Source organism: Microcoleus sp. BROC3, from assembly GCF_036702515.1.
Taxonomy (GTDB): Bacteria; Cyanobacteriota; Cyanobacteriia; order Cyanobacteriales; family Microcoleaceae; genus Microcoleus.
Window position 1 is genome coordinate 25,783 of the sequence record NZ_JAUBTQ010000010.1, and the last position, 22,034, is coordinate 47,816.

The 22,034-nt window shown below is 45.9% G+C and carries 26 protein-coding genes; 13 read left to right on the forward strand and 13 right to left on the reverse strand.

The genetic code is table 11. The features are described 5' to 3' along the window. Nucleotides 1-30 precede the first annotated feature (30 nt). Entirely contained in the window at nt 31-171 is a 141-nt protein-coding gene (locus QUB30_RS08520) for a hypothetical protein (RefSeq protein ID WP_333331870.1), read from the reverse strand. 99 nt (nt 172-270) lie between these two features. Here QUB30_RS08520 and QUB30_RS08525 point away from each other — a divergent pair, with 99 nt between their 5' ends. The 6 genes from QUB30_RS08525 to QUB30_RS08550 all read left to right on the forward strand — a co-directional run bounded on the left by QUB30_RS08525 (nt 271) and on the right by QUB30_RS08550 (nt 3,057). Continuing rightward, entirely contained in the window at nt 271-492 is a 222-nt protein-coding gene (locus tag QUB30_RS08525; protein WP_333331873.1) for a hypothetical protein, read from the forward strand. Continuing rightward, complete coding sequence (locus QUB30_RS08530; RefSeq protein WP_332954395.1) at nt 485-907, forward strand: aspartyl protease family protein; 423 nt, start codon at nt 485-487, stop codon at nt 905-907. The genes QUB30_RS08525 and QUB30_RS08530 overlap by 8 nt, the downstream gene beginning before the upstream one ends. A 197-nt stretch (nt 908-1,104) precedes the next feature. After that, nucleotides 1,105-1,305, forward strand: coding sequence for a type II toxin-antitoxin system VapB family antitoxin (locus QUB30_RS08535; protein WP_333331876.1), 201 nt, complete (start codon nt 1,105-1,107; stop codon nt 1,303-1,305). 7 nt (nt 1,306-1,312) lie between these two features. Beyond that, nucleotides 1,313-1,705: a type II toxin-antitoxin system VapC family toxin gene (vapC, locus tag QUB30_RS08540; RefSeq protein WP_333331879.1), complete on the forward strand. Its 393-nt coding sequence runs from the start codon at nt 1,313-1,315 to the stop codon at nt 1,703-1,705. A gap of 30 nt (nt 1,706-1,735) precedes the next feature. Next, a complete protein-coding gene (locus QUB30_RS08545) occupies nt 1,736-1,981 on the forward strand; it encodes a DUF433 domain-containing protein (protein ID WP_333331882.1) in 246 nt (81 codons plus the stop codon). 113 nt (nt 1,982-2,094) lie between these two features. Continuing rightward, nucleotides 2,095-3,057 (forward strand): hypothetical protein, encoded by a 963-nt coding sequence (locus QUB30_RS08550; RefSeq protein WP_333331885.1) that lies wholly within the window; start codon nt 2,095-2,097, stop codon nt 3,055-3,057. Between the two features lie 398 nt (nt 3,058-3,455). Here QUB30_RS08550 and QUB30_RS08555 read toward each other — a convergent pair whose 3' ends face one another. From QUB30_RS08555 to petM, 3 genes are all read right to left on the reverse strand, one after another. Continuing rightward, the gene (locus QUB30_RS08555) at nt 3,456-4,373 is read right to left on the reverse strand and encodes an NAD(+) kinase (protein WP_333331888.1); all 918 of its coding nucleotides are present in this window, start codon (nt 4,371-4,373) and stop codon (nt 3,456-3,458) included. Between the two features lies 1 nt (nt 4,374). Continuing rightward, complete coding sequence (locus QUB30_RS08560; protein WP_190657002.1) at nt 4,375-5,352, reverse strand: NmrA family NAD(P)-binding protein; 978 nt, start codon at nt 5,350-5,352, stop codon at nt 4,375-4,377. Between the two features lie 197 nt (nt 5,353-5,549). Further along, complete coding sequence (gene petM, locus QUB30_RS08565; protein WP_172189541.1) at nt 5,550-5,654, reverse strand: cytochrome b6-f complex subunit PetM; 105 nt, start codon at nt 5,652-5,654, stop codon at nt 5,550-5,552. A 70-nt stretch (nt 5,655-5,724) separates the two neighbouring features. Here petM and pdxA point away from each other — a divergent pair, with 70 nt between their 5' ends. Next, nucleotides 5,725-6,822, forward strand: coding sequence for a 4-hydroxythreonine-4-phosphate dehydrogenase PdxA (gene pdxA, locus QUB30_RS08570; protein WP_333331891.1), 1,098 nt, complete (start codon nt 5,725-5,727; stop codon nt 6,820-6,822). Nucleotides 6,823-6,942: 120 nt separating this feature from the next. Continuing rightward, on the forward strand, nt 6,943-10,554 hold the full coding sequence (locus QUB30_RS08575; protein WP_333331893.1) for an OmpA family protein: 3,612 nt from the start codon (nt 6,943-6,945) through the stop codon (nt 10,552-10,554). Between the two features lie 98 nt (nt 10,555-10,652). Here QUB30_RS08575 and QUB30_RS08580 read toward each other — a convergent pair whose 3' ends face one another. Continuing rightward, nucleotides 10,653-11,477 carry a biotin--[acetyl-CoA-carboxylase] ligase gene (locus QUB30_RS08580; RefSeq protein WP_333331896.1) on the reverse strand — a complete coding sequence of 275 codons (825 nt, stop codon included), beginning with the start codon at nt 11,475-11,477 and terminating at the stop codon, nt 10,653-10,655. Nucleotides 11,478-11,852: 375 nt separating this feature from the next. Here QUB30_RS08580 and QUB30_RS08585 point away from each other — a divergent pair, with 375 nt between their 5' ends. Continuing rightward, nucleotides 11,853-12,140: a hypothetical protein gene (locus QUB30_RS08585; protein ID WP_333331899.1), complete on the forward strand. Its 288-nt coding sequence runs from the start codon at nt 11,853-11,855 to the stop codon at nt 12,138-12,140. Here the strand turns inward: QUB30_RS08585 and QUB30_RS08590 are convergent, their stop codons facing one another. Further along, complete coding sequence (locus tag QUB30_RS08590; RefSeq protein ID WP_333331902.1) at nt 12,141-12,776, reverse strand: L,D-transpeptidase; 636 nt, start codon at nt 12,774-12,776, stop codon at nt 12,141-12,143. 671 nt (nt 12,777-13,447) lie between these two features. Here QUB30_RS08590 and QUB30_RS08595 point away from each other — a divergent pair. Continuing rightward, nucleotides 13,448-13,948, forward strand: coding sequence for an autotransporter (locus QUB30_RS08595; protein WP_333331905.1), 501 nt, complete (start codon nt 13,448-13,450; stop codon nt 13,946-13,948). Between the two features lie 834 nt (nt 13,949-14,782). Then, entirely contained in the window at nt 14,783-16,129 is a 1,347-nt protein-coding gene (locus QUB30_RS08600) for a sorbosone dehydrogenase family protein (RefSeq protein WP_333331908.1), read from the forward strand. A gap of 212 nt (nt 16,130-16,341) precedes the next feature. Here QUB30_RS08600 and QUB30_RS08605 read toward each other — a convergent pair whose 3' ends face one another. The 5 genes from QUB30_RS08605 to QUB30_RS08625 form a co-directional block, all read right to left on the reverse strand. Beyond that, complete coding sequence (locus tag QUB30_RS08605) at nt 16,342-16,908, reverse strand: DUF924 family protein (protein ID WP_333331910.1); 567 nt, start codon at nt 16,906-16,908, stop codon at nt 16,342-16,344. A gap of 143 nt (nt 16,909-17,051) precedes the next feature. Continuing rightward, nucleotides 17,052-17,408 (reverse strand): peptidoglycan-binding domain-containing protein, encoded by a 357-nt coding sequence (locus QUB30_RS08610; protein ID WP_333331914.1) that lies wholly within the window; start codon nt 17,406-17,408, stop codon nt 17,052-17,054. Nucleotides 17,409-17,468: 60 nt separating this feature from the next. Then, complete coding sequence (locus QUB30_RS08615) at nt 17,469-17,924, reverse strand: peptidoglycan-binding domain-containing protein (RefSeq protein WP_333331917.1); 456 nt, start codon at nt 17,922-17,924, stop codon at nt 17,469-17,471. A 126-nt stretch (nt 17,925-18,050) separates the two neighbouring features. Continuing rightward, complete coding sequence (locus QUB30_RS08620; protein ID WP_333331920.1) at nt 18,051-18,689, reverse strand: ThiF family adenylyltransferase; 639 nt, start codon at nt 18,687-18,689, stop codon at nt 18,051-18,053. A 12-nt stretch (nt 18,690-18,701) separates the two neighbouring features. After that, on the reverse strand, nt 18,702-19,529 hold the full coding sequence (locus tag QUB30_RS08625) for a hypothetical protein (protein ID WP_333331923.1): 828 nt from the start codon (nt 19,527-19,529) through the stop codon (nt 18,702-18,704). A 154-nt stretch (nt 19,530-19,683) separates the two neighbouring features. On the opposite strand from QUB30_RS08625, the gene QUB30_RS08630 reads away from it, so the two are divergent. Further along, nucleotides 19,684-20,076, forward strand: coding sequence for a DUF4189 domain-containing protein (locus QUB30_RS08630; protein ID WP_333331926.1), 393 nt, complete (start codon nt 19,684-19,686; stop codon nt 20,074-20,076). 141 nt (nt 20,077-20,217) lie between these two features. Here QUB30_RS08630 and QUB30_RS08635 read toward each other — a convergent pair whose 3' ends face one another. Next, nucleotides 20,218-20,559 (reverse strand): hypothetical protein, encoded by a 342-nt coding sequence (locus QUB30_RS08635; protein ID WP_333149124.1) that lies wholly within the window; start codon nt 20,557-20,559, stop codon nt 20,218-20,220. A 429-nt stretch (nt 20,560-20,988) separates the two neighbouring features. On the opposite strand from QUB30_RS08635, the gene QUB30_RS08640 reads away from it, so the two are divergent. Continuing rightward, complete coding sequence (locus QUB30_RS08640; RefSeq protein WP_333031675.1) at nt 20,989-21,243, forward strand: DUF433 domain-containing protein; 255 nt, start codon at nt 20,989-20,991, stop codon at nt 21,241-21,243. Between the two features lie 73 nt (nt 21,244-21,316). On the opposite strand, the gene QUB30_RS08645 is transcribed toward QUB30_RS08640, so the two are convergent. Continuing rightward, on the reverse strand, nt 21,317-22,034 hold a 718-nt coding region (locus QUB30_RS08645), incomplete at its 5' end, for a hypothetical protein (RefSeq protein WP_333331928.1).

A 22,034-nucleotide genomic window follows, 5' to 3' on the forward strand; every position in this document is an offset into this window, starting at 1 on the left:
CTGCTAGATTTAGAAAAGTGCAGCATCAGGCTAACACTTCAAATGCAGCGGACGTTCGAGCTCTGCTTGCGTTGAGTTCAAGGCTGCTTGCCGCCGCTGATTTGAGCCGTTATCTCGCAAACGCTGCCTGACCTTGGAGATGATTCGGAAGCTCGATCGAGAGTTTGACATACAGAAAATTGGTAAAATAAATACACTTCGATCGCGCACCCATGCAACAAGCTAGTAGATCCAATCTTTTCGCCAAACGTCAAACGAGGAGATTCTCAAATGCCATTAACTGAACTAATGTCCAAAATCCAGGAACTTTCAAAAATTGACAAGCTTCGGCTGATGCAGTTTCTTGCAACAGAACTGGTCAAAGAAGAAGATGCAACAAACTTTTTTGTTGCCAATCAAGAGTATCCGGTCTGGTCGCCTTACAATTGCTCTGAGGCTGCCAATGTTTTAATGAATCTTCTGACGACAAAACAACAAGAACAGAATGATTGACGCTCAGAGATTTCCCTACAAAATCATTGACAGCAGTCTTGGCATGGTCGATCGAATGCCGTATCTGCCATTGACACTCAGCCTCAACGGTCAATCCTTGAACGCTGAGGGCTTACTAGATACAGGCGCAAGCGTTAATGTTTTGCCCTACGAGTTAGGGCTACAACTGGGCTTAGTCTGGGAAAATGAGACACTCTCAGTCGTATTGGCTGGGAATTTGGCTCGATTTGAAGCCCGCGCAGTCGTTGTTAATGCTCGAGTTAGTTCATTCCCAACGCTTAACCTGGCATTTGCCTGGACACAAGCAACCAATGTACCTTTGATTTTGGGGCAAGCTAATTTCTTCTTCGAGTTTGATGTCTGTTTCTTCCGGGCACGTTCAGAATTTGAAATCCGTCCTAAGCAGAGTGAATAGAAATGAAGACACTCCAACTATACCGTTATCTCGCAAACGTTGCCTGACCTTGGAGATGATTCGGAAGCTCGATCGAGAGCTTGACCTAAAGAAAATTGGTAGAATAAATAGATACGCTAGATGTCGATCGCTGCCGATGGGCGATCGCTTATAATCGGATGAAAGCGCGATCGATAAAACTCACCCCAAAAACACCTATGAAAAGCACGATCGAAATCGATAGCTCCCTTATCACCAATGCGCTCCAAGTCACCGGACTGACTGCACAACAAGAAGTCATCGAATTGGCCCTGAGCCTGCTGATCCAAATGAAAAACCAAGAGAACCTACGTGCGCTACGGGGTAAACTCGCCTGGGACGGCGACCTCAATCGCATGAGAACGGATACGGAACAATAGTAAGCCCATGATTATTGTTGATTCCAGCGTCTGGATTGACTACTTTAACGGACAATCCACCCCACAAACCGATCTCCTTGACCAACTCCTCACCACCCAACCGATCGCGATCGGCAACCTTATCCTCACCGAAGTCCTCCAAGGGTTTCGCCAAGACTCCGACTACAACACCGCCAAGCATCTCCTCACCAATCTCACCGTCTTCAATTTTCTCGAAGCCGACATCGCCATCAAAAGTGCTGACAACTTTCGCACCCTCAGAAAGCAAGGCATCACAGTTCGCAAAACGATCGATGTCATTATCGCCACCTTCTGCATCGAAAACAATCACGAACTCTTATTTTGCGATCGGGACTTTCTTCCATTCGTCGATCGTCTTGGACTGAAATCTGTTCTCTAAACTGGTCTGCTAAAAATCCCATATCAAACTATGAACTACCGAAACCACATCACGATCGAAGCAAATAAACGCGGTGGTAAGCCTTGTGTACGCGGCTTGCGAATTACAGTTTATGAAGTGCTTGAGTACCTGGCTTCCGAGATGACCGAAGCAGAAATTCTTGACGATTTTCCCGATCTGACGCGAGAAGATTTAAAAGCCTGCATTGCTTATGCTGCTGACCGCGAGCGTCGGTATGCAGTATTGTACCGCAACTGCGGCATAATTATAAGTTAGGTCGCTTCGGTTTTAGGTTAGGACTGTACTTGTAGGTTATCTGTGAGATGCAGAGGCTAGATTGCTCAAATAAGGTTTCCTTTAGTTATCCAGCAAGTTGGCAAGTAGAGCTTATGAGAGATGACTTCGATGAAAAAACTAAACAAGTATTAGCCCGACGAGTGGGGTATCGTTGCTCAAACCCAAACTGTCGTAAATTGACCAGTGGACCTCAAACAGATCCTGCAAAAGCAATTAACATTGGGGTAGCCGCACATATTACTGCTGCTGCTTCAGGTGGGCCGCGCTTTGATTCGGAACTTTCTGCTACAGAGCGTAAGTCTCCAGAGAATGGTATCTGGTTATGTCAGAATTGCGGGAAGTTAGTTGATAGTGATGACAAACGTTATAGTGTTGCACTGTTACAAGAATGGAAGAAGTTATCAGAGCAAGCTGCTTTGCTAGATGTAGAAAATAACTTGATATCCAATGAAGAGACATCCATAGTTCAAGAGATAGCACAAGCTTTTGCAAGTAGATTAGAACAACATTGGAATTACCTGAGTTACTTGCAGCAATTGTTTATAAGTTTTCTAAGTAAGCCTTATGAACTCAGCGTAGACTTAAAAGCTCAAACCCTTGAATTCAACTTGCAGCAAATAAAACAAGATGAAATATATCAAATCGCTCGTTTAAGAATTGGTGTGCTGCCTAGAAAAGTGTTGAATCATGTATCTACCTATGATCTAAATTTTTCAATGTTTCTAAATGTTTTAGAAAAAGCAGTGGGTAATCCATTAAGCCTTGAGAATGACTCGACACTACAGAGGCTTTGCATCCAAATTATTTACACAAGAATTGACTGTGTATTGACTTTAGCTGTTTTAAGTAGAGAAATTCTAGATCATACAGAAAGGCTTTTACAATGTAAAGACTATTTAGGAAGTGAGTATATACGGGCTAGAGAAGCTTTGGTTATTGGGGAAGAACTTCCTCAAGTCGTTTTTTCCACGCTTGAAGGGGTAGAAGAATTTTTCAAAGATCTTGGAGCTATCAATGAGATTAGTCCACTCATTATTCGTCCAACAGGTAACTGAAGGTGTTGCGATACAATTCAGTTGCCGACAGCGACCTAACAACCGCGCTGCACCGGAACGAATTGGTGAAATTAGTTTGGTTGCAAAGGTTATTTGCGTCCGGTGAGCGCGAACGTTATCTCGTAAACGCTGCCTGACTTTGGAGATGATTCGGAAGCTCGATCGAGAATTAAGGATTCCGGTAGATAAATGCCGCGCTACATTACCAACACTAATTGCTGCTTTATTCTACGATTTATCAACAGATAAAAAAATCAAAATCCCTTCAATCGGTGAAAAACGGGAACGGGAATTGCGGTCTCCTACGGCTAGGACTTGATATGATATCTACGAGCAAGCCAACTGGTTGAGCCAACAATCCCCGTACCTTGATAGTCGGGGAGTGTCAACAACAACTATCAAGGCAACTCAACCGAACTTGGTTTAGCAATATGAGGCAAGCCCCAGCCCAATTTTTCCCGCAAAATGTGGAAAAACTCAAAAGATTGCACCCGAATAAAGCGGGCTGGGTACGGAGATCGCTCGACTTGCACCCAATCTTCGGGCAGAACATAACATCCGCCGTTCCCGTCTACCACCATTACCAGGCGGTTCGGACTCGCCGGCAAAATCTTGACCGGCTCAGTGTTGGAAAACACCAAAGCCCGCGAAGCCATTGAATGCGGGCAAATAGGCAGCAACTGCAACACCGGCACTCCGGGAATGATGACAGGCCCACCGGCAGAAAGGGCGTAAGCTGTCGATCCTGTGGGAGTCGCGATGATGACTCCATCTGCGGCAATGTCAATAGAGGCGTGCTGACCGATCGCCACTTCAAAATGACACATACAAGTCAGCGGTTCCCGGTGCAGCACCATTTCATTGAGACAAAGAGCTTCCCAAAGGCAGTCGTTTTCTCGAAACAGCCGCACCGCCAGCATCGATCTTTCTTCTATTTCATATTCTCCGCCGATCACCTTTTCCAAAGCTTGCGGCAGCAAGTTCAGGTAAGTTTCTGTTAAAAAGCCCATGTGACCGGTATTGACAGTCAGCAGCGGCACTCCAATCGGAGCGACTTGGCGAAATGCCGACAGCACCGTACCGTCGCCGCCCAAAACCACTGCAAACTCCATGTCGCTGTCAAAACCGGGGGGGACGAGTTGTTCGATCTGAGTGTGGCACAGGGGGCGATCGGGGCTAGAATAGCCCAGAATTCCTCCGGAACCAGAAACCGAGCAAACCTCCCAGCCGCGGGCAGTCAGCTTGTCTTCCAACTCTGCGGCGATGCGACAAGCCACAGGTTTAACGTCGTTGTATATAATCCCAGCTTTCGGCACTTTAAAATGTAAAGGGCATTTTTTGTTTACTCCGTTTTTTAGTTTTAAGCTGCTCGTACTCTATTTCCTTGAGCTTCTTCATAATCAGATTAAAGTATTCTTCGAGATAAGACTCCAAAGTAGTAGTTTCTTTGGGGTCGATTCCGAAGACACTGTAAACATCATCCATCGGAGCTTTCAAGGGTTTTCCGGCTGCCAAAACTTCTGAAAAAGCCAACCTGTCAGCTACGTTCCAACTCCACTGAAAGAACTTAGCAAATTGACGAGTAGCCTTCAATAAGGCGTCTGGGGTGCGCGTAATTTTAGCTTGCTTCCCTGACAGCCGTTCGCACAACCGCACGATTTCGTCAGCATCCCAAGCGCGATTCCCCACCACCGGAAAGCTTTTTTTCTCGGTTTCAGGAACTGAAAGGGCCCGGACGGCAAATTTAGCAACGTCCTGAGTGTTCATGTAGGCAAGGGCGGATGGTTTGTTGGGCAGCCAGACTGCCTGATTGTCCAAAATCGGCATTGCATACAGGCTCAGCAGTCCTTGCAAAAAGCCGCAAGGTCTCAAGATTGTGTAGTCTAGACCGGATTCTGCTAAAAACAATTCGGTACAGCGCTTGATTTCCAACAAGGGGACTTGGGGATATTTCTCAGCGTCTAGAAAGGAAAAGAATATGTAACGCTTGATGCCTGCTGCTGCTGCTGCTTGGATCAGCGATACTTTTCCGTCCCAGTCTACTCTTTTGATGCTGACAGAATCGGCTGCACTGGCTGTTGCTGCATCGATAATAGCACTGACACCTTCTAGGGCAGGAGGCAGACTGTCTGGCTGGCAAAGGTTCCCCGGTACGAGTTCAGCGCCCCATTCTTTCAAAAATGCAGCTTTTCTGTAACTTCTGACTAAACAGCGCACCTGGTAGCCCTCGTCTAGGGCGCGGCGGGCTATTTGGCGACCGAGAGTGCCGGTGGCACCTAAAATCAATAAAGTCATCTAGGGATTAATTATGAATCTTAAACTTTCAATAAGATGGTATCAGGTTTTTGTTAAGTTTTTTATAAAAACTTAACAAAAACCTGAATTTTTCTCATTTTAGGCTTGAGATCTTTGGCAGAAGGCTGGCTTTCGGCAGCAAGTAGACTCTAGAAGGCAGAAGGTAGAAGGCTTCTGAAGGATTGGTTGAAAAAAACTTATTCTTCGCCGCCTTGCAGTTTGAGGAGGAGGAAGCCTCCACCTATACCCACGAAAATTAGGGAAAAGGACAAAAAGGCTGCATTGAAAATTTCAGGATTCATGGTTTGATATGTCTAATTGGGCGCTCGCATTAAATAAAGATAATATAATTTGGGGCAACCAGGTAGATGAATGCTAAAATTTCAGTGCCGAAATTGCTGTATTTTGTTGGAGAAAACTGCCTTGAGTCTCGATCGGGAATCACAATTAGCTGTAACTCTGGGAGATCCGGCGGGAATTGGCCCGGAAGTGATTCTCAAGGCCTTGGCAGATTCCGCTGCTGGTTTGAGGGCAACGGTTATAGGTTCTAGGAGAGTTTTGCAGCAAACTTACGATAAGTTGCGATCGAGCAATCCTGCAGCACAAGCGGCAAATCCCGAAACATTAAACATTATTAATATTGAACCAGACAGCAAGTGGGGCGAAATTGTCCCCGGCGTCGGGAGTGCAGCTAGCGGGGCGGCTAGCTTTGCTTACATGGAAAGTGCGATCGACCGTACCATCGCCGGCGAATTCTCCGCCATCGTGACCGGCCCGATTTCCAAAACTTGCTGGCAGGCGGCCGGTTACAATTATCCCGGACAAACAGAACTCCTCGCAGAAAGAGCAAAATCGCAGCGATTCGGAATGCTGTTTGCCGCCACATCTCCACACAGTGGCTGGACGCTCGTAACTTTACTCGCTACCACACATATTTCCCTGCGTCAAGTCCCAGATGCGTTGAGTCCCGAATTACTGAGTGAAAAACTAGAATTACTGATAGACTGTTTGCGGGAAGATTTTGGGCTAGAAAGACCGAAAATTGCGATTTCTGGCTTAAATCCTCACAGCGGCGAAAACGGCAAGCTGGGAAATGAAGAGCAAGACTGGATGATACCTTGGTTGGAAACGCAGCGCGATCGCTTTCCTCAAGTGCAGTTAGACGGGCCAGTCCCCCCTGATACCCTGTGGGTAAAACCGGCTAAAGTTTGGTACGGTTTAGCCAAGGAAGCTCACGACGGTTACTTGGCAATGTACCACGACCAGGGGTTGATTCCAGTAAAATTGATGGCTTTCGATCGAGCAGTCAACACTACAATTGGCTTGCCTTTTGTCCGCACATCTCCGGATCACGGCACAGCTTTTGATATTGTAGGTCAAGGGATTGCCGATGCCTCCAGCATGAAGGCAGCAGTGCAGTTGGCGGCCCAGTTGGCTAGTCGCAGAACAGCAGTTAAAATAGGGCGATAGGTTTAGTACGCCTGACGCTTGGAAAAATTGTGTCATTCCTATTGATTTTCGCTGGGGTGAGGCGGCAAGCAAGCTGGTAATTTCCTTCGGTCGATTAAAATCAACTTTTGGTAGCGCAGTATGGCAGCATCTAATGATAATTCAGGCAAAATATATCAGTCAGAAAAAGAGGTTTCTGATGCAAATCTGGCAAGTTCTAAAGCTGGAGAGCAACTTCAGGAATTGCTAACCATACTGACTGAATTTCAGTTGTTGAAGAAATCAAAAAAAGAGCCAAGCGAGGTAAAATTACCGCTTTCGGAAAAGTCAGTTCAGCGATTAGAGGATGAGGAAAATCGGCGCAAACAATTGTCTTTCCTGATCGAATCACCGAGTATTGTACCGGAAGTATTAAGTAACGAAGAAGAGATCCCATCTCAAAGACGAGAAAATAATAATGAGGAACCCGATTTATCTATAGCCGGGAAGGTAGCTAAAAAAACTCGGCCGTCGGAGGAAGAATTAGAACAAGCAGTAGAGGAGTTTAAGCGGTTGCAACAATTACTGTTTGAAAGGGATTTACCGGAATTTTACAGTAATGTTTTGAGCGTGGAACAAAGGTTAGAAAATTTTGAGAAGTTGATGTCTGAACCTCAAGAGTTGATGACTTTACTGAGGCCGTTAATTCCTGAGTTAGTGAGAGAAGAATTAGAGGGGTTGAAGTCGGAATTAAAAAAGGCGAGCGACCTCGCGCGCAATAATAAAATTAATCGCATCGAGTTGGAGGCAAAATTAGCAGATTGGGAAAATCAGATTGCTAACTTGAACCAGCAGCCACTGCCGAATACAGAGCACTTAATCCAACGACTGATGCCAGTGGTGGGCGATCTGCTCAACCGTAAGGTAGAGGAGTCTAAGTTAGAGGTAGCTTCGGCGATCGCACCGAGAGTCAATCAAGTAATTCACAATCAAAACGGACTTGAAGAACAGGTAGTAAGGATTGAAGATAAAGTTGCGAATATTCAGCAGCGTTACCAGCAGCAACCGGAAGATTTAATCAAGCAGCTAGTACCAGTAGTTAGCGAATTGCTAACCCGCAAAATTAGTGAATTAAAATCAGAGGTTGTAGAAGCTGTTACCCCCTCAGTACAGGTAAGAATAGCTTGGGTAGAAATAGAAGAAAAAGTATTGAGCATCATCGAACGCCGACTGGCTACGCAACAGTCGCCAACTCAGAAGCCAGAAGAGATAATGGCGATGCTAATGCCGGCAATAACTGATTTGCTGAATCAGAAAATCGATGAATCAAAATTACAAGTAGCTGCGACGATTGAACCTTTGATACAATCAGCAATTCTTCAAAGAGAAGTTCCAGGAAAATTGAGCGACGTAGAAAGTAGACTAAATAATCTTCAGCGACAGCAAAAAACTCAGCCGGAAGATATAATGGCAAGGTTAATGCCGTTAATGATTGAGTCGCTGAACCGGAAAATCGAGGAAACCAAGTTAGAGGTGAGAGAGGCGATCGCGCCCGGTGTCAACACGGCTATCCAAAACAGCGGTATTGCAGCACAAATATTAAATAATGAAACTAAGATTGTTGAAGTTCAGCAGCAAGTTTTAGCCGAGATAGAAGGGTTGATGGCAAGAATAATGCCAGTGATTGTAGAAATGCTGTCCCGAAACATCGGGGAAGCAAAGCTAGAGATAGAATCGGCGATCGCCCCGACTGTCGATGCAATCATTCAGAATAAAAGGATCGATCAAAGACTCGGGACTATCGAACAAAAGATTGTGGCGATCGAACATCGGATTTATGAATCGACAGACTTGTTTACCGATTTACTCAAACCTTTGATTGACGAGCTGATGGTTAGCCATCACGCTCAACTGCAAAAGTCGGTCATCGAGTCTATTTTACCATTGTTAGATGAAGTCGTAAATTATAATTACCGGCTCAACGATAAAGTAGGGGAACTAGAGCGCAAAATTACTGATGCTGAATGGGGAGGCGATCGGGAAGAATTAGTTGCCAGAATTAAAATCCTCTTTCCCGAAATGATGCTTCAAACAATTAATGAGTCAAAAAAATCATTTACTGAAACAATAGCCCCGATAATTGATGAAGTAATTAATACCAAAACCCGAGAAAACAGGCAATCAATGGGAGTAGCCATATCCCCGGCTATTCCTGTGGGAATCAGCCACAGAGTCAGTGAATCGCCCGATGAAATTGCAATGGCGATCGCGCCGGAAATGGCCGCCGCGATCAAACAGCAAATTCATCTCAAGCGAGAAGCAATGTCGGATGCACTTTATCCGATTATCGGCAGCACGATTTTAAAATACATCGCCGAGATGATGCGGGAGATTAATGAAAAACTCGAATCATCTTTGAGTCCCGAGGGAATTAGTCGTAAAATTAAAGCCAAATTGCAGGGAATTTCTGAAGCAGAATTGCTGATGAAAGAAACAACACCACTGAGTGTTAAAGCTGTCTTTTTAATTCAAGCACAATCGGGCTTAGTAATTTCAGCAGTGCAGCAGTCTGAACGCGAACAGCTAGAATCCGAGATGGTAGCGGGGATGCTGACTGCTATTCGTGCTTTTGTCAACGATTGCATCTCTCAGTCGGGAAATATTGCAGAGATTGATGCTATAGAATACGGCACATCTACGATCGTATTGGAAGTAGCGGGATCCTGTTATCTAGCAGTAGTGATGCAAGGAGAAACCCGCCAGTGGTTTAAGTATAAAATGCGATCGATATTCAACAATATTGTTCAAGAATATGGAACTCAAATTCAGTCATTTAACGGCGATCCAGCAACTGTGCCACCCGAAGTCAACTCGAAATTGCAAAAATTAATTGATACAGAGGTAAAAGCCAAATCTCCTAAACTTCCAATTTTACCCATTATCGGTTTGGCAGCGTTAGGTTTAATTGGCGTACCTTGGGGAATTCATCAATACCGCAGCGGAGTTGAAGCCAGCTTAGAAGCAAATACGAATTTAGCTTTACAATCTGCTCCTGAGTTATCGGTTTATCGTATCGCGGCAGATGTTAAAGATAAATTATTGGAGATTTCGGGACGAGTGCCCAATCAAAAGCTGCGCTCGAAAGCGGAAAACATCGCTCAGCAAGCGGCTCCCAAATTAAGAATTGAAAATAAAATTATAGCCGTTGAAGTACCTCCCGATCCGGTTTTAGTAGAAGCCGATGTCAAGCGGACGGCAGCTCTTTTGAATAAAGTAGAAAGCATTGATATCTCAGCTCGCTATGCAGAGGGAAAAGTAGCCGTTGCAGGCAGCGTAAGCAAAGTGCCAGATGCTCAGAAAATAACTCAAGCTTTTGAGAAAATTCCGGGGGTGAAGTCTGTAACAAATACAGTGATAATAGGAACTCCACCGCCGCCAAAGATAATAATGCCAGTTCGGGTGTATTTCGGTGCAGGTTCGGCAAGTTTGGAGGCGAAAGACGTAGCACAAAAGCTTAGCAAAGTCAAGGAATATATGGAGAAAAATCGCACGAAGAATTTAAGGATAGTGGGCTACAGCGATTTTAAAAGCACTCCGGTAGAAAATCAAAAGTTGGCACTGGAAAGGGCGACAAATGTGAAAAATATTTTGGTTAGACAAGGGATAAATGGCAACAGAATACAAGTTGCTTCTACTAAGGGTAGTCCCGAAGGTGTGGAGGCCAATCAACCGCTGTGGCTGAGCAGATTGGTAGTATTTGAGGTGATAAATTAAAATTGGGAATTGGGAATTGGGAATTGTTGACTGTTGACTGTTGACTGTTGACGGCGTTGAGTGATGACAACTGACAACTGCCCACTGACAACTGACTCTTAAATTAATCGAACTCGCCCAGAGGTAAAGGCTTGTATTCGATCGCCCGCCAAGCATACTAACAAGCGGCCGCTTCCGTCAATGCCGGCGGCTTCTCCGCAGATGGTTTCGGAGGAAAGTTCGATCGCCACCGGGCAGCCAATCAACGCATCGCGGCGGCGCAATTCCGGCAAAAGCAGCGCTAAACCTGACTTGGAGGCTGGCTTGTCTGTGGTAGAAAACATATCCGCTAGTTCGAGTAAATAGTGGCGCAGTCGATCGACCAAACACAGTTCATCTGGTACTGTACTAGCAATAGAATGCAAGCTTACCGCATTGCCGAGATCCCTTTCATCCAATCCCGCAGCCGCGAAATCTACGCAGCGGTTGAGTCCAATTCCGACAACGGCGCGAGTTTTGCCCAAAACATTGCCGGAAGTAGCTTCGCAGAGAATTCCGGCTAATTTGTGGCGATGTATCCAGACATCGTTTGGCCATTTCAGGCGCAGCATATCGCGACAGTCGGGAACCAAATCTTCGATCGCGTAAATCACGGCTAAACCCGCTGCTAAACTGAGTCCCGGCAACAGATTGGGGTTTAGGTTGTCGAGTACAAAACTAACAGTCAAGACACCGGTTGGGGCGTGCCAGGTGCGCCCGTGTTGGCCGCGCCCGCTGGTTTGTCGCTTGGTAAATACTGCATCTCCGTGGTGGAGTTGGGCCGCGCGGGCGATCGCCCAACTGTTGGTACTCGGACAGCTATCCAACGAGTTTAGCCAGTGAGGGAGGTTTGGGCGATCGGGTTCTGGGGATACGGGCACGGGAGTTAAGGGCAATTCAGACAAGGTGTGATTTGTAGTATTTGATATCTCAAAGCTGATTATCGCAGGGCGATTAATCTTTTGTGCGAGGCAAGAAAAAGCCCAGCTTGGCTTTGAACTTTCTGGTTTTACTGTCGATTGAGAGGACGATCGTGCTACTTGTCCGCCTTGCCACATCAGCCCATCCTGGGAACCACGTTCGGATCGCTATGACAATCAGGTAATTCAAGTGCGATAAACCTCGGCCCGATTGTGCCACTTGTCCTGTTCGCTCTCAATTTACTCGTTCGCCTGCCTCAGCCGGTGTTCTGACTCTGAAACCTCAACCTCTTAGCGTTATGCCCTACGGGCTGGTATTGAGAGCTCGCTTTCTCTGTTTAACTCGTGTTTTTGGTTTGCATGACGCTCGTTACATGGGTGTTGCCAAAACTCCTCTACAACATAGGGACTGCTGCTGCGATGAATCTATCTAGAATCTGGGCAATAGGGCGCAACATTCCGATTGGTTTGACCGGTGTCTCTAGTTTTTCTGCTCTTTTTACCTGTGCCGGATCGCAGTTCTCTGGCGATGATTGTGGGATGTTTGATTTCCACCCTTTTTTCATTCGCCAACAGTCTCTTGAAATCGCCGGTAATTGGTGTTTTTATGCTGAGATGATGTTGTTGTTCACCTCAACCTCCGAATAATTAATGCTCAACTATCACCGGCGTTCCAACTGCGACTTTCTCAAATAAAGCCTGTGCGTCTTTATCAAACATTCTCACGCAGCCGTGAGAAGCCGCCCCCCCGATCGACTCTGGATTCGGAGTACCGTGAAAACCAATCACATTCTTGCCATCCGTCCAAAACCCCATCCACCTACTCCCTAATGGATTGTCAGGCCCAGCAGGAATAAGTTCTCCCGTCCAAGGATTTTGCCAAACTGGATCTTTGATCATTTGCATAACTTTAAAATTGCCTGTAGGAGTTTCCCAGCCGCCTTTTCCCACAGCAACCGGGAAACTGGCTTGCACCTTATTTTGTCGGTAAACATAGACGCGGCGTTCTCGCAATTTCAGCACTAAACGCACTTCTTCAATTGGATTTACCGGAGGTTTTGGTTCCTGGGGAATATACAGAAATGGTTCTCCCAAGGGCGGTAATTCTGGGGCTGCGAGATTCGGCAATTTTGCCTCGGATGTGGGCCCCTGCGCGGCGATCGCACTATTACTTGAATTAGCTACCAGTTCGGCAGCCGCCTGCTGCTGTAGGGCGAGCGACAGCGCCGCTGCACTCAAGCTCAGTACAATTAACTTGTTAAATAAAAATTTGCTGTTCACCATTGTTTTGTTCGCTAAACTCCTAACCAGCAGTTCCTACAAAGTTCCTATCTAATTATCCGCAAACCGCACCCGATCTGCAAAGTTGTGAGATGGCTTTTTGACGGCAACTGCGCTGCGCAGTTTTTAGTTTAAATTCCACCACTGATAACTTGTAACTCAACACAAAGCTTAGCTAATAATACCAAAAAAACCAGGTTTTTATACGCGCATCAGTGGAGTTACGCAATAGATTGTCGTGAAAAAAACCGGTTTATGCGTAAATCTTGCAAGAAAATGATTAAATTTTACCTCCGACTAATTTGATTTTTTAGCAGTGGCCGGCTGGCGATCGAGAATTGAAACTATGGCGCTGCTGCATCAGGCAAGCACAATCTGTCTTTGGGTAGAGTTCCCGCCAGCAACAGTTAGGTTGGCTGAAAAAAGCTGCAACGGTATATCGAACAAACTCAATATATCACGCCTCCACGGAGAGAGATACGAACTGCTGAACTTGTTGTAAATCGGGAACTTATGATGTAAAATTTAGTCTTTCAATACTTGTTCGATAATCTTTTTTTGAGATTGTCATAAATTTCCTACTCTGGGGATTAAACTGGATTATGTATAGAGGTTGGGACTTTCGCGCAGCGGAAGCAAACCCGACCCTCAATAGCAGTTAATGTGAGGTTTCAATGCGTCTTCAGAACATAAAATTATTGACAGGTGCAACCCTGTCGGTACTAATTTCGGTGGTCTCAGTACATCCTGCGATGGCTAACCCTGCAACTCAAATAGCCCAAACGCAGACCACCACAACAGCCAACACACGAACTATTGTTGGTTTTGTCAAAAGTATTGTCGGCGACGTAGTAACTATTCGCGAAGAAAACGCGCCGTACAGGACTCTCAGGATTCAAAAATGCGTCCTGAAAATTATTGGTCTCGTACCGGGAATGAAAGTCAGAGCCACCATAGCCGGCTCTCAGGTGGAAAACATCGTTGTGATCCCGGATTATAAGGTGGTAGAGACAACGGTTGTTCGTCCCCCAACCCCAGCACCGGCTCCTCGTCCGGCCCCAGAACCGCCACCGCGTCCGGCTCCTCGTCCGGCTCCGGCTCCGGCTCCGATTCCGGCTCCCCGTCCAATTCCGGCTCCGACTCCCCGTCCGGCTCCTGTGAGAGGACTTTGGTAGAGCTAGGTTATACTATTTTCGATTTTTGATTTTTGATTTTCGATGGGAATGACCAAAAGCAATGCGGTCACCAGCGGCGTGATTCATTCGTGGAGCGAGAAAAAAGCTCGAATCCGGATCGCAAGCCCTCGGAGTTATCAGTGGGGTCGCTTTCTTCAATCTAAAATCTAAAATCTAAAATCTAAAATCGATTGACCGATCGAGCTCAAGGTTTGGAACACTGGCCTACACTTGCATTCTTGTTTGCAACTGGTATCAGTAAATGGAATTAAGCCACCGCGCCGGCGGTGGCTTAGCTGTTTAACTCAATCGGCGTAAGTCCCCCGCTATAACGGTACTCCGTTTAGCGCGGGGATATAAGCCGAGCAAGGTCTATAAAGAAATCTACAATTCGCGGATTTTCTAACAGAAACCTGTATAATATAATTGGTTGCGACCCACTCACTCGGCTGCAATACGGAACGGTCATAGTAGCAGTAATATGCTTACCGGGAAACTGCGAGAGAAAGGAGGAAAGAACAGACCGCTGGTTGGTAAGGTAACGCCCTGCCGTAAAAAATAAACCATGTTTGTTGTACGAAAACAGTTTTTTGCCTTGGGAAACAGGGCGACTGCGTGGGTTCCTCATGCGTTGGGGATAAAGGGTGTAAAAACCCAGAGATGCTGTGTAAGACTCGGATCGTCTTAGGTGACGAATACCCAGTAATGGGATACCCAACAGAGCAACGGCAAATGAGACACGAAGCCTACACGCTCACCGCAAGGTTAGTGTTAGGTATTTCACTAGCAGTTAGAATAATAGCATTGTCCAGCAATTGTTGAGAAATCGCTGCTATGTATTACCTGCGTTTCTTGCTGCTAATTCTGCTGTTGCCGGTGATGGCGTGCGATCGAGCTACAGATGCGATCGCGCCTGCTGTTGGCGACAACGGCCCCCTGTCGCAAATTCCATCCCCTGCACCGCTGACAAAAGTTGGGACAAATCAAATTGTACCGACCAAAACGCTTTCGCCGCAGCCAATCCGCATTGTGGCAACTTCTTTGCCGCAGCCAGGAGCCAGCGACAGCGCCTCAAAGCCTCCTCAAGTAGTACCGATTCCCGCATCGCCAGTGCTGCGAGTGCCTCCTGGCTTTGTCGTCAACGTTTTTGCTGACAATTTAGACGCTCCTCGATGGCTGGCTTTGACGCCCACAGGCGATGTTTTGGTAACAGAAACGCGGCAGAATCGGATTACGCTGTTGCGAGATACCAACCGCGACGGCGTTGCTGAAGTTCGCAAAACTTTTGCAAATGCCCAAAACGGGTTAAATATTCCCTTTGGTATGGCTTTTGCAGATCGCTATTTTTTCCTCGGAAATACCGCTGAAGTCCGCCGATTTCCCTACACAAAAGGGCAGGAACAATTGACAGGTACCGGTCAAAAAATTGCCGATTTACCGGGCGGGGGCTACAACCAACACTGGACGCGAAATGTTGTCGTTTCTCCTGACAATAGCAAGCTTTTCGTATCAGTTGGATCGCAGTCTAATGCCGATGTCGAACCGCTGCCGAGGGCGTCTGTTCAAGTGATGAATTTGGACGGCCAGAACAAGCAAATTTTTGCTTCCGGTTTGCGAAATCCGGTGGGATTGGATTTTCACCCAAAAACCAATCAACTCTACGCGACAGTCAACGAACGCGACGGTTTGGGAGATGATTTGGTGCCGGATTACTTGACAAGAATTCGTCAAGGCGAGTTTTACGGCTGGCCTTACGCTTATTTTAAGCCGAATTTGCTCGACCCGCGCCACGCCAGAAACGGCAATAGCGATCGACCTGATTTAGCGGCTAAAACATTAATGCCGGACGTGCTGTTTCAGGCGCATTCGGCAGCTTTGGGACTTCAGTTTTACGACGGGAAAACGTTTCCCAAAAGATTCCTGAACGGGGCATTTGTGGCGTTTCGCGGCAGTTGGAACCGGAACGCTGGAACTGGTTATAAAATCGTGTTTGTACCTTTTAATGCGGCGAACGGACGCCCTCAAGGTTATTATGAGGATTTTCTGACCGGTTTTCTGACAGATCCGTCGGGCCCGAAAACTTGGGGGCGGCCGGTTGGTTTGCTGGTTTTACCTGACGGGAGTTTGCTGTTTACTGAGGAAGCGAATAACCGGATTTATCGAGTGCAGTATCGCGGCTGAGGATTGGGCGATCGATAAATTCTTCACCCTCGTATACTTTTTGTTGAATCAACAATTTATCTTCTTTTCTAATTTCACTATTCAATTTTGATAGTTGCTGGGTTGGGGCGGGTTTCCTACAGAGATTGTCTGCTGTTGGTTGTGATTGCCGGCTAAAAATGCCTCTACAAGCCTCGAATATATCAGAACGATCGAGGTTTGGCGATCGCGCTTTAAAATCCCGAACCGGGTTGTCTCAGAAACTCTGTTTCTTCGGGGGTTGTTTCGCGGCCGAGAATTTGATTGCGGTGGGGAAATCTCCCAAAACGCTCGATTATTTTCAAATGCTGCTGCGCGTATTCAATGAGTGAATCGCTGTCAGGTTCGCCGCTGAGTTTGCTAAATAGTTCGACAGATTTTTGCTGGTTTTCTAAGTTTTCGCTGTGTTGAAAAGGGAGATAAATAAACGATTTTTGTACAGTCAGCAATTCGCCATCTAAGTTATGATTAACAGCGTATTCGGCGGTGGCTAAAGCTTTGCTGTCTGTAGCGAATGCTTGAGGTGTCGCGCGAAACATATTGCGCGGAAATTGATCGAGCAGTAGAATTAATGCTAGGCAGTTTTCGGGGGAATCTTGCCATGAGTCGAGTTGACCGGAGGCGGCTAGTTCGTATGTCGGCAAAAAGCGCGATCGCACTTCTGCATCAAAATCCGCATCTTTTTCAAACCATTTCTTTTGGACTTTGCCAAACTCTGGAGAGTGCGATCGACCAAACCAAAAATCTAAAACTTCATTCATTAGCAATCTAGTATGCGATTGATTGTTGATTAAAGCTTCTGTGTCTGTAGTTGCACAAAATGCGCTATCTGTCCAACTACAAACCGCAGCGATTAATGATTAGCAATGATGACTTAGGAACCTTTGTTGTCCGGTGCTTAAAGTTACAAACTAGCAAACAGTCTGTCCCAAGTTTTGCCTCCCACAACTCCGTCTACAGGAATATGAGCTTGCCGCTGAAATCTTTTCACTGCATCTTCGGTTGTCGGACCGAAAACGCCATCAATTACGATCGCGTGTGCGGACAAGCCCCGCGCGTTCAACAACTTTTGCAGTTTCTTCACATCGTGCCCTTTCGAGCCGCATTTTAAAATCCTTTTATGGTGTCTCACTGCTGGTTGATGGCAATCATCAGTGTAGCAAACTGCGGAACCCGCTGCATAGTTGGCTCTACTTGTGCCCGTCAAAACTAATAGGGCGAGAACTCCTAGTAAAAAATAAAAAGTCTGTGATCCGGCCATATTTTCCCTGTTAATTTTTCAAATGATGACTTAGGAACTTTTGCTGTCGGGTGCTTAAATTTACGAATTAGCAAACAGTCTGTCCCAAGTTTTGCCTCCCACAACTCCGTCTACAGGAATATGAGCTTGCCGCTGAAATTTCTTCACTGCTGTGAGAGTTGTCGGGCCGAACACGCCATCAATTGCGATCGGGTGTGGGGACAAGCCCCGCGCGTTCAACAACTTTTGCAGTTTCTTCACATCTGCCCCTCTCGATCCGTGTTTTAAAATCCTTTTATGGGGTCTCCTTTCTGGTTCGTTGCAATCATCGTGCGGCGCGCAAATTGCGTCACTTGATGAAGCAGTATATGCTCCGCCACCGATGCCAGTCAAAATCAATAGAAGTAGAACTGCTAGTAAAATCAAAAAAGGCGACTCCGGCTTCTTCTTAGGCGGAGGCGGAGGCGGAGGCGGGGGAGGGGTCGGTTTTGGCTTGCATTCTAGTGAAATAGTACCAGTACAAACTTGTTCGGACATACTTTCCCTGTTAATTTTCTAAAGCGTTTTTTGCAAGTTTGACGATTGTTTGAGAGTGAGAAACCGGGTTTCTGGGATGGAGGCATCCAATCTTGACCGGGTTTCTGGCAACAGTCAACCGACATTCTACAATATAAGTGGCTTAACTGCAAAATCTCCGATCGTGCAAGTTAAATTTTGTTGCTGTTTGGTAGCAGCAAAGGTAACAATTACTTCGCAAGCAACTGCAACCGTCAGCATTACCAAGTTTCGCGCCAGCGGGTAATCGCAAACGTCGTCATTCGCCGCTGAAGGAACCCGATAGTGTTGGTTCCAAATTATTTCCGAGTAATCGGCAGCTAATCCGACGTGTACGCAGGGAAGGGAGACACTGGCACAGTAATCCTTGACTGCTTGCCGCGCTACACTGTTATCAAAAGTATCGATGACTGTGGCGCTGTTGGCCAGCAGCCGATCGGCATTTGCGGGTGTCAATTCTTTTGAGTGCGCGTCAATGCTGACGGACAAAGCGCGGTAGAGGTTGTTGGCGAGAATTTTGGCTTTGAATGCCCCGATGTCCGATCGATAATAGGGTTGAGTGGAAAGGTTGCGTTCCTCAATGCGATCGCGATCGATGACTTTTAAATTGCCAAAGCCCGATCGCGCCAGACTTTCTGTTATATTCGCACCCAAAGCGCCCGCGCCGCACACCGTTACCGGGAAATTTTTTATCAGCGACATCACTGCGGCACTTCTGTAAAGTTGTTCGTGAAAAAATATACTCATGGTAATCAAGAATTATCGATTTTCGACTACTCCAACCAATGAATGCAAGTCGAAGTCTTTGTCCAATCCGCTGAGACAAATGCCAGCACTCATCACTGTCAAATCATTTTTGGCGATCGCAGAAGTGTGATGTTCTCCACTCCCGCTAGTCCATTCAACCAGCCAATAATTTTGGCGATCGAAAAAATCCCGCAATTCACCGCCGCCCATCTTCAACGCCCGCTGCAAACGCTGTTCCTCCCGCACTTTCGGATCGAAATCTTTAATATTTCGGGACACCAATTCGTAAACAGTTCGCATTTCCGGCGTCATCCCTTTAAAGCGAACTTCTTGAGGCAAAATCAACTTTTTTAAAGCTGCTTTCAATTCCTCAGTGGGCAGCGGATCGGCGCGCCTGTCAATCTCTTCAAACCACAAACAATGACCGTCCCACCGCGCAACAATCGGCTCAAACTGCGAACCTTCTGTTACTAAATGAACTGGTACGGGTTTGGCAACACCAGTGCGCTGTTTAGCGTCAGATTCGTTCACAGGATAAGCCAGCCAAGTTTGCCCTTGCAGCAGGCAAGCCAACTGCAAGCGAACGGGTACGAGCAGTTGCAAATACTCTGCCACTTGCGGCAAACTCGGCTCCTCAATTACCGCAGCAATTTTCTTATTAATCGGCCCAAAAATAGCCCATCCTTCAAAGTTGCGCGGCTGCGGTTGAAAAGTATAAACCATTGAGCTAATCCTTATCCGCACGCTTCCCCCGGGCACGCAAGGAGCCAGGAATTGGGTATCGAGTAGGTGCGCTTCTTGGGCCGCGAGTTGGCTGAGGATTTTGCGGATATCTGCCACTGAATTGACCTCCGTAATCTTAATTTTTTTTTACCTAACACACTTTTAAATCAAATAAATATAAAGATTTATAAATACTGTTGACGCGAATCAATATCCTAATCTAATATTGAGCGAACCTCGCAACTTAACATTGTAAATATCTTAAGTAAATATGCTGCAAAAGCTTTTTTCTAAGTGGGTTGTAGTCACAGCTTTGACACTTCCTATTTTTGGCTCAGTCCAGGTAGCTAAAGCTCAGAACACCTATGGAGCTACTGCTTATTCTGCGACTTCTGACGCCACTGGTATTAGTTGGGATCATGCTACAGAGAAAGAAGCACTAAACGCAGCAGTAGCCGTCTGCAATGAACAAAGCGGAGGTGCGAACGACTGCGAACCCCTGACATCTAATAGTAATAATTGTGGAGCGATCGCCGTAGGGAAAGGAGGAGCAGGTGCGGGCTGGGGCGACGATAAAGCAGCAGCAGAAGCCCAAGCTCTCGCCGGTTGCAGCGAACTAGATGGCGGCAACTGTAAAGTCCAACTTTCAGCTTGCAACAACTAATTAAATTGATAAAAATTAGTCGGATCGGTGGATATTTCCGCTTGTAAAACAGGTTAGAAAATAGTAAGTTTAAGGTGCGCTGGGCGCACCTTACTGAATACCAATCGGCTAAAAGTAGGGTGCGCACTGCGCACCTTACAGTTAATCTCCTACTTCGGAAGTAACTGCATCGGGTGGCAGCAAACTTTCTAATCTATCTTTAGACCAGTATTCAGTAGGATAAGCTAGTGCAATAATATCAGAGAGTCGAATCAGCCACGTAACTTGTCCGTAAGCATCGATATTTTCCGCCTGTTCGTTAGGGGGAACTATCACCAAAAGTTCCGCAAACTCCCCGAACAGATTAATCGGGATGCCGCCGAAACTGCTATTATTTGTTTTAATCCAAACTTTGCTGCCTCGATCGAGAGCTTCTTGGAGTCGCTGGGAGAGCAAACTGGATTTTTTGACCTGGGATTTTTTGGCTTTCGACTTTTTTCCCATAGTTTTAAGAAGTTAAAGTAGTTGTATTGTCCGTTGCACAGTGGGTTGCACAGTGGGTTGAGATTTAATGCGATCCTCTTCGAGGGCTTCGCTAACGCGGTTTGGTATAGAAACGGACTGAAGCAAAAGGGCGATCGCCCCCTCGCTACCCCATTACTCTAGTCTATAAGAAAGTGCTGTACTGCGATCGTAATAACAATTTAATCGCAAAATCGGGAAATGACACCAGTTCAAAAAAAAATGGGACTCTAGCCAAACTCCAAACCCTTAAGTCATCAGTGATTCTCAATCTAAAATCTAAAATCTGAAATCTAAAATGGTATGACCTGCGGTGGCACTGTTACAAAGTCAGTCAACGATGCCCGTGTTTCTACTGTGTCCAAATGCAGTATAATCGGCGGAATCTTCCCAAATCGTTTAAGTAAAACAATGGACTGGCGAAAGCTCATTCATCCAAACCCAAAAGCTTCAACAAGTCAACCAGCAGCGCCAGAAACTCGATTGTCTGTAGAATTTTTGCTGGGGCTCTTTGCTGCGGGATGGACGGAACAGCAGGTGTTAGAGAAATATCCCGCACTCACTTCAGAAAAGTTGCGCGCGGCTTTGGCTGCTGCGGATTCCCAGTTAGTGTCATCCATAGCTAATCCAGAGTTACTAGAAATTATCGCTCAAACTAGAGAATAATTGAAAATGCTAACACCTGAAGGATTGCGGGCTGTTTTTTGTTTGCTGCTGAATGTCTCCGTATATAAAAATTCTACTTGAGGCGATAATTCCAGGTTTTGATAGCTAAATCTATAAACCATCCTAAATTAAAGTCTGTCTCCTTTTGGTAAATTTCCCACCATTCCCTAGTAGTGCTATCAATAGGTGGAGTAATTCCTTTAAGGAGATACAAAAGTAAGAAAAAAGTATTATGATTATAACCTAGTGCAGCTTGCGTCAAGTACATATTAGGTTTACACCATTTTAACATTCCATGCCTAGTCATTCCTGAAAATGTATTAGGTTGAGGTTGCTCTTTTAAGTTGATAGTATCTTTTGTACAGACGACCCATTCTATGGAAGAATTTTCCGAAAAAGGGTGGCTTCCTTTTTTCAAAACAAATCCAAATCGAGTAACCGGTGTTTTGATGTTTTTACTAACTGCTGTTGGCAACCAAAGAAATAAAACGATTCCATTAGTAGTGTTAGTTATTTCTGCCACTTTTTTGTGATTCACTCCATCCCCAGTTCCATACAATATTTTTCTGTAGGTGGTACTAACCATTTCTTTTACTTTTGGCTGAGACAAAAGCAAAGTTCGCAACGTAAGGAAATCTGTATGATAGTCTGGTGGGAGCCTACCTACAAAATTGCAAGTAAAAGCAGGTAAACTGCTAAGATCTAAATTAGGATAGATTTCTGGCAACCCAAATACAGGGTAAGAAATTTCATAAATTTGACTTAATAGTTTAAATTGACCTGAATTATGA

Excerpts from the sequence above, each read along its gene's own strand:
- QUB30_RS08520 (WP_333331870.1), bottom strand. The coding sequence starts at position 171 with ATGTCAAACTCTCGATCGAGCTTCCGAATCATCTCCAAGGTCAGGCAG.
- QUB30_RS08525 (WP_333331873.1), top strand. The coding sequence starts at position 271 with ATGCCATTAACTGAACTAATGTCCAAAATCCAGGAACTTTCAAAAATT.
- QUB30_RS08530 (WP_332954395.1), top strand. The coding sequence starts at position 485 with ATGATTGACGCTCAGAGATTTCCCTACAAAATCATTGACAGCAGTCTT.
- QUB30_RS08535 (WP_333331876.1), top strand. The coding sequence starts at position 1,105 with ATGAAAAGCACGATCGAAATCGATAGCTCCCTTATCACCAATGCGCTC.
- vapC (WP_333331879.1), top strand. The coding sequence starts at position 1,313 with ATGATTATTGTTGATTCCAGCGTCTGGATTGACTACTTTAACGGACAA.
- QUB30_RS08545 (WP_333331882.1), top strand. The coding sequence starts at position 1,736 with ATGAACTACCGAAACCACATCACGATCGAAGCAAATAAACGCGGTGGT.
- QUB30_RS08550 (WP_333331885.1), top strand. The coding sequence starts at position 2,095 with ATGAGAGATGACTTCGATGAAAAAACTAAACAAGTATTAGCCCGACGA.
- QUB30_RS08560 (WP_190657002.1), bottom strand. The coding sequence starts at position 5,352 with ATGACTTTATTGATTTTAGGTGCCACCGGCACTCTCGGTCGCCAAATA.
- petM (WP_172189541.1), bottom strand. The coding sequence starts at position 5,654 with ATGAATCCTGAAATTTTCAATGCAGCCTTTTTGTCCTTTTCCCTAATT.
- pdxA (WP_333331891.1), top strand. The coding sequence starts at position 5,725 with ATGCTAAAATTTCAGTGCCGAAATTGCTGTATTTTGTTGGAGAAAACT.
- QUB30_RS08575 (WP_333331893.1), top strand. The coding sequence starts at position 6,943 with ATGGCAGCATCTAATGATAATTCAGGCAAAATATATCAGTCAGAAAAA.
- QUB30_RS08585 (WP_333331899.1), top strand. The coding sequence starts at position 11,853 with ATGACGCTCGTTACATGGGTGTTGCCAAAACTCCTCTACAACATAGGG.
- QUB30_RS08590 (WP_333331902.1), bottom strand. The coding sequence starts at position 12,776 with ATGGTGAACAGCAAATTTTTATTTAACAAGTTAATTGTACTGAGCTTG.
- QUB30_RS08595 (WP_333331905.1), top strand. The coding sequence starts at position 13,448 with ATGCGTCTTCAGAACATAAAATTATTGACAGGTGCAACCCTGTCGGTA.
- QUB30_RS08600 (WP_333331908.1), top strand. The coding sequence starts at position 14,783 with ATGTATTACCTGCGTTTCTTGCTGCTAATTCTGCTGTTGCCGGTGATG.
- QUB30_RS08605 (WP_333331910.1), bottom strand. The coding sequence starts at position 16,908 with ATGAATGAAGTTTTAGATTTTTGGTTTGGTCGATCGCACTCTCCAGAG.
- QUB30_RS08610 (WP_333331914.1), bottom strand. The coding sequence starts at position 17,408 with ATGGCCGGATCACAGACTTTTTATTTTTTACTAGGAGTTCTCGCCCTA.
- QUB30_RS08615 (WP_333331917.1), bottom strand. The coding sequence starts at position 17,924 with ATGTCCGAACAAGTTTGTACTGGTACTATTTCACTAGAATGCAAGCCA.
- QUB30_RS08620 (WP_333331920.1), bottom strand. The coding sequence starts at position 18,689 with ATGAGTATATTTTTTCACGAACAACTTTACAGAAGTGCCGCAGTGATG.
- QUB30_RS08630 (WP_333331926.1), top strand. The coding sequence starts at position 19,684 with ATGCTGCAAAAGCTTTTTTCTAAGTGGGTTGTAGTCACAGCTTTGACA.
- QUB30_RS08635 (WP_333149124.1), bottom strand. The coding sequence starts at position 20,559 with ATGGGAAAAAAGTCGAAAGCCAAAAAATCCCAGGTCAAAAAATCCAGT.
- QUB30_RS08640 (WP_333031675.1), top strand. The coding sequence starts at position 20,989 with ATGGACTGGCGAAAGCTCATTCATCCAAACCCAAAAGCTTCAACAAGT.